General features: G+C 65.6%; 5 protein-coding genes. 1 reads left to right on the forward strand and 4 read right to left on the reverse strand.

What is annotated here, in order from left to right; translation table 11 throughout:
- The first annotated feature begins 86 nt into the window (after window positions 1–86).
- On the forward strand, window positions 87–1,436 hold the full coding sequence (locus ACEQXV_RS12940; RefSeq protein ID WP_370254143.1) for a cytochrome P450: 1,350 nt from the start codon (window positions 87–89) through the stop codon (window positions 1,434–1,436).
- Here ACEQXV_RS12940 and tpiA read toward each other — a convergent pair.
- The 4 genes from tpiA to ACEQXV_RS12960 all read right to left on the reverse strand — a co-directional run bounded on the left by tpiA (window position 1,424) and on the right by ACEQXV_RS12960 (window position 3,368).
- On the reverse strand, window positions 1,424–2,173 hold the full coding sequence (tpiA, locus tag ACEQXV_RS12945) for a triose-phosphate isomerase (RefSeq protein ID WP_370254145.1): 750 nt from the start codon (window positions 2,171–2,173) through the stop codon (window positions 1,424–1,426). The two genes, ACEQXV_RS12940 and tpiA, sit on opposite strands and share 13 nt — an antisense overlap.
- A gap of 63 nt (window positions 2,174–2,236) precedes the next feature.
- Window positions 2,237–2,560, reverse strand: coding sequence for a TfoX/Sxy family protein (locus ACEQXV_RS12950; protein ID WP_370254146.1), 324 nt, complete (start codon window positions 2,558–2,560; stop codon window positions 2,237–2,239).
- Window positions 2,557–2,937: a HesB/IscA family protein gene (locus tag ACEQXV_RS12955; protein WP_370269550.1), complete on the reverse strand. Its 381-nt coding sequence runs from the start codon at window positions 2,935–2,937 to the stop codon at window positions 2,557–2,559. Before ACEQXV_RS12955 ends, ACEQXV_RS12950 begins: the two co-directional genes overlap by 4 nt.
- A 77-nt stretch (window positions 2,938–3,014) precedes the next feature.
- The gene (locus tag ACEQXV_RS12960) at window positions 3,015–3,368 is read right to left on the reverse strand and encodes an SUF system Fe-S cluster assembly protein (RefSeq protein WP_370254149.1); all 354 of its coding nucleotides are present in this window, start codon (window positions 3,366–3,368) and stop codon (window positions 3,015–3,017) included.
- Between the last annotated feature and the right edge of the window lie 240 nt (window positions 3,369–3,608).

The following is a 3,608-nucleotide window of genomic DNA, read 5'->3' on the forward strand; positions in this document are numbered from 1 at the left end:
CCCCTGACGCTGGCCACACGCTACGCAGGGCGCGCGCCGTCGCCGGGGCGCATTGCACGGCCTGTCAACAGGCACCGGGGGCTGGCATGATCCCACCCAAGCCCAGATCACGGCCTGACAGGGTCTCACTCTGGCGCTACATGCGGCTTTTCCGGCAGGACATCCTGTCGGCGCAGCCCGCGCGGCTCTATCGCGCGTGGATGGCGGAATTCAAGACACCGTTCTTTCGCAGTTTCATGGTCAACGAACCCGCGCTGCTGGACCTCGTCCTGAAAGAGCGGCCCGACGATTTCCCCAAATCCGACCGGATCGGCGAGGGGCTTCGCCCGTTGCTGGGCGACTCGGTCTTCCTCACCAATGGCGAGACGTGGAAGCGTCAGCGGCGGATCATCGACCCCGCCTTCGAAGGCGGGCGCCTGCGCGACACGTTTCCAGCCATGTGGGCCGCCGCAGAGGCCGCCTGTGCGCGCATGGGGGCGGGTGAGGTCGAAGTCGAGGAGGCGATGAGCCACGCGGCAGCCGATGTGATTTTCCGCACGCTCTTTTCCATCCCGATCGAGCACGAGGTCGCAAGTGCCGTCTTCACCCAGTTCCGCGACTACCAGCGCACGCAGCCCATCCTGAACCTCGCCGCCTTCCTGCCCCTGCCGCGCTTCCTGCCGCGCGGGCATCGGCGGCAGACACGGGCGACCGCGCGGGCGATCCGGGGGCTGATCACGCGGCTGACGGCGGAACGGATGGCCCAGATCGAGGCAGGAACCGCGCCCGATGACCTGGCGACCAAGATCATGACCACCGCCGATCCGCAGACGGGGCAGACCTTCAGCACCGCTGAAATGGTCGATCAGGTGGCGATCTTCTTCCTTGCCGGTCATGAAACCAGCGCCTCGGCTCTGGCCTGGACGCTCTACCTGATGGCGCTTTACCCCGAGTGGCAGGACAGGGTGGCCGAAGAGGCCAGGGCGCTGGAAAATCAAGATTTTTCAGTCATGTCCAGGCTGAAGCTCAGCCGCGACGTGTTCCGCGAGGCGCTGCGGCTCTACCCGCCGGTGCCGATGATGGTGCGCGAGGCGGCCTGTCCGGAACGATTCCGTGACCGCGATGTGCCCAAGGGCGCTCAGATTGTTCTCAGCCCCTGGCATCTGCATCGGCACGAGAGGCTCTGGGACAATCCCGACGGGTTCGATCCCGCGCGCTGGCAGACGGAGAACGGGAAGCGCTGTCAGCGAGAGGCCTATATGCCGTTTTCCGCCGGGCCGCGTGTTTGCACCGGAGCGGGGTTCGCGATGGTCGAGGGGCCGCTTCTGCTGTCGATGCTGCTCAAACGCTTCCGGTTCGAGCGGATCGAGGGCCGCGACCCGGTGCCGGTCGCCTTCCTGACCGTGCGGGCGAAGGACGGCATTCACTTGCGCGTCACCCCCCGTCAGGAGGCCTGAAGCGCCTCGACGATGGGCAGGAAATCGGCCGCCTTCAAAGACGCACCACCCACGAGGGCCCCGTTCACGTTGCTGACCGCGAAGATCTTCGCCGCGTTCGAGCCCTTGACCGAGCCGCCATAGAGGATCGGCACGGACCGCCCGACGCCGGACCCGAACCGCTTTTCCAGCTCGGCCCGGATGAAATCATGCACCTCGCCGATCTGGTCGGTGGTGGGCACCTTGCCGGTGCCAATGGCCCAGACGGGCTCGTAGGCGATGACAAGCCGGTCAGCCGTCACCAGGTCGGGAACCGATCCCGCCAGCTGGCCGCCGATGATGGACAGGGTATTCGCGGCCTCCCGTTCGCCAAGGGTTTCGCCCACGCAGATGACGGCGCGCAGACCCGCCGCAATGGCGGATTTGGCCTTGGCCCGCACATCTGCGTCGCTTTCGCCGTGGTCGGTGCGCCGTTCGGAATGGCCGAGGATCACATGCGTTGCGCCTGCATCGCGCAGCATGTCCGCGGAGATGTCACCGGTATGGGCCCCGCTGCCCGCCGCGTGGCAATCCTGGCCGCCTGTCACGATGGCGCTGCCATCGAGCGCGTCCGACAGGCGAGAGAGCATCGTTGCAGGCGGGCAGATCAGCACATCGACGGATGGCTCGGACAGGGCCGCCTTCAGCGCCTCCACCTCGGGCAGGCTCGCGCCCGTTCCGTTCATCTTCCAGTTCCCGGCGGCAAGCTTGCGAACCATGACACTCCCTTTCAACAGCCTCTTGGCAGGGGAATAGCGCGAAAGCGGGCAGGGGGGAAAGGGCTAGAGATGGGCCAGCGACCGACGCGCCCAGTCACAGGCCTGATCCGGGTCATCGAGCGCCGCGTCAGGCAGGCTCCAATAGGGCATGGCCGTGGGCTTGCCGCCTTCGCGGGTATAGGTCCAGCGGGTGCAGCCTTCGGCCTCCAGCACCTCGATGAACGCCCCGGCACCCTTCAGCCAGATCGAGCCGTCGCCATGGACGATCGCGAAGATCGTGCCCTCGTGATAAAGGCAAAGTCCGCCCATCATCCGGCGCGTGGAAATCTGCCCGAGCCCGGAAAACAGCTCGGTGGCAAAGGCGATCTCTTCGGGGCTGAGGCTCACTTCCCGGCCTGTTCGGCCTGAAGCTCGTCGATATCCTTGAACTTGATCGACTCGCCGCAGCCGCAGGCATCGGCCACGTTGGGATTGCGGAACTTGAAGCCCGACTCGAGCAGGCTCACCTCGTAGTCGATCTCGGTGCCGAACAGGAACATCTGCGCCATCGGGGCGATCATCACCCGGGCCCCGTCCTGTTCCACCACCTCGTCGAGCGGGTCGATCTCGGCAACGTAATCCATCGTATATTCCATGCCCGCGCAGCCGCCCTTCTTGACGCCGATGCGCAAGCCCTTGGAACCGCCCGAAGCCATCAGCCGGGCGATCTGTGCCGCAGCCCGGGGGGTGATGGTCACGGCCTGCTTGCCGGGAATACCGAACATGATCGAAGCCTTTCTCAGCCTTGTATCGACTCTAGGTCAGCGGGGCCCCTGCCACAAGGGACCGCACGCGGCGGGGGTCACATGAAGCCCAGTTCCAGACGGGCCTCGTCCGACATCATCTCCATCCCCCAGGGCGGATCCCAGGTGATCTCGACATTGACGGTCTTGACCCCGTCCAAAGGCCCGATCGCATCGGCCAGCCATCCGGGCATTTCGCCCGCCACGGGGCAGCCGGGCGCGGTCAGGGTCATGGTGACCTCGACCTCGTTCTCGGCGCTGATATCGATCGTGTAGACCAGTCCCAGGTCGTAGATATTGACCGGAATTTCAGGGTCATAGACCGTGCGACAGGCATCGACCACCGCCTCGTATAGCGGGTGATCGGTCGAGGATGGTTTGATGAGGGGGGCCCCCTCCAGCTGCTCTTGCATCGCGCGCATCCGGCTTCAAACTGGAATTGTTGAGCAAAGATATAAGGAAAGCCTGGCCCCGGGTCCAGAGCATGCGCCGGATTTGTTTTGCCCACGCCCGTTGGCCCCCCGCGTCTTGCCGCATCTTCTTGGCAAAAATACTCCTGGGGGTCCGGGGGGCAGGCCCCCCAGGCATTTTCCGCTGCGGAAAATGATCCGCGATCCGCTGCGGATCGCGGGTTTCGCCGCGCCGGGGGCGCG

Source organism: Nioella sp. (genome assembly GCF_964229645.1).
GTDB lineage: Bacteria > Pseudomonadota > Alphaproteobacteria > Rhodobacterales > Rhodobacteraceae > Nioella.

Bases quoted from the DNA above. Each gene is read 5' to 3' on its own strand.
- tpiA (WP_370254145.1), bottom strand. From the start codon at position 2,173: ATGGTTCGCAAGCTTGCCGCCGGGAACTGGAAGATGAACGGAACGGGC.
- ACEQXV_RS12955 (WP_370269550.1), bottom strand. From the start codon at position 2,937: ATGTTCGGTATTCCCGGCAAGCAGGCCGTGACCATCACCCCCCGGGCT.
- ACEQXV_RS12960 (WP_370254149.1), bottom strand. From the start codon at position 3,368: ATGCAAGAGCAGCTGGAGGGGGCCCCCCTCATCAAACCATCCTCGACC.
- ACEQXV_RS12940 (WP_370254143.1), top strand. From the start codon at position 87: ATGATCCCACCCAAGCCCAGATCACGGCCTGACAGGGTCTCACTCTGG.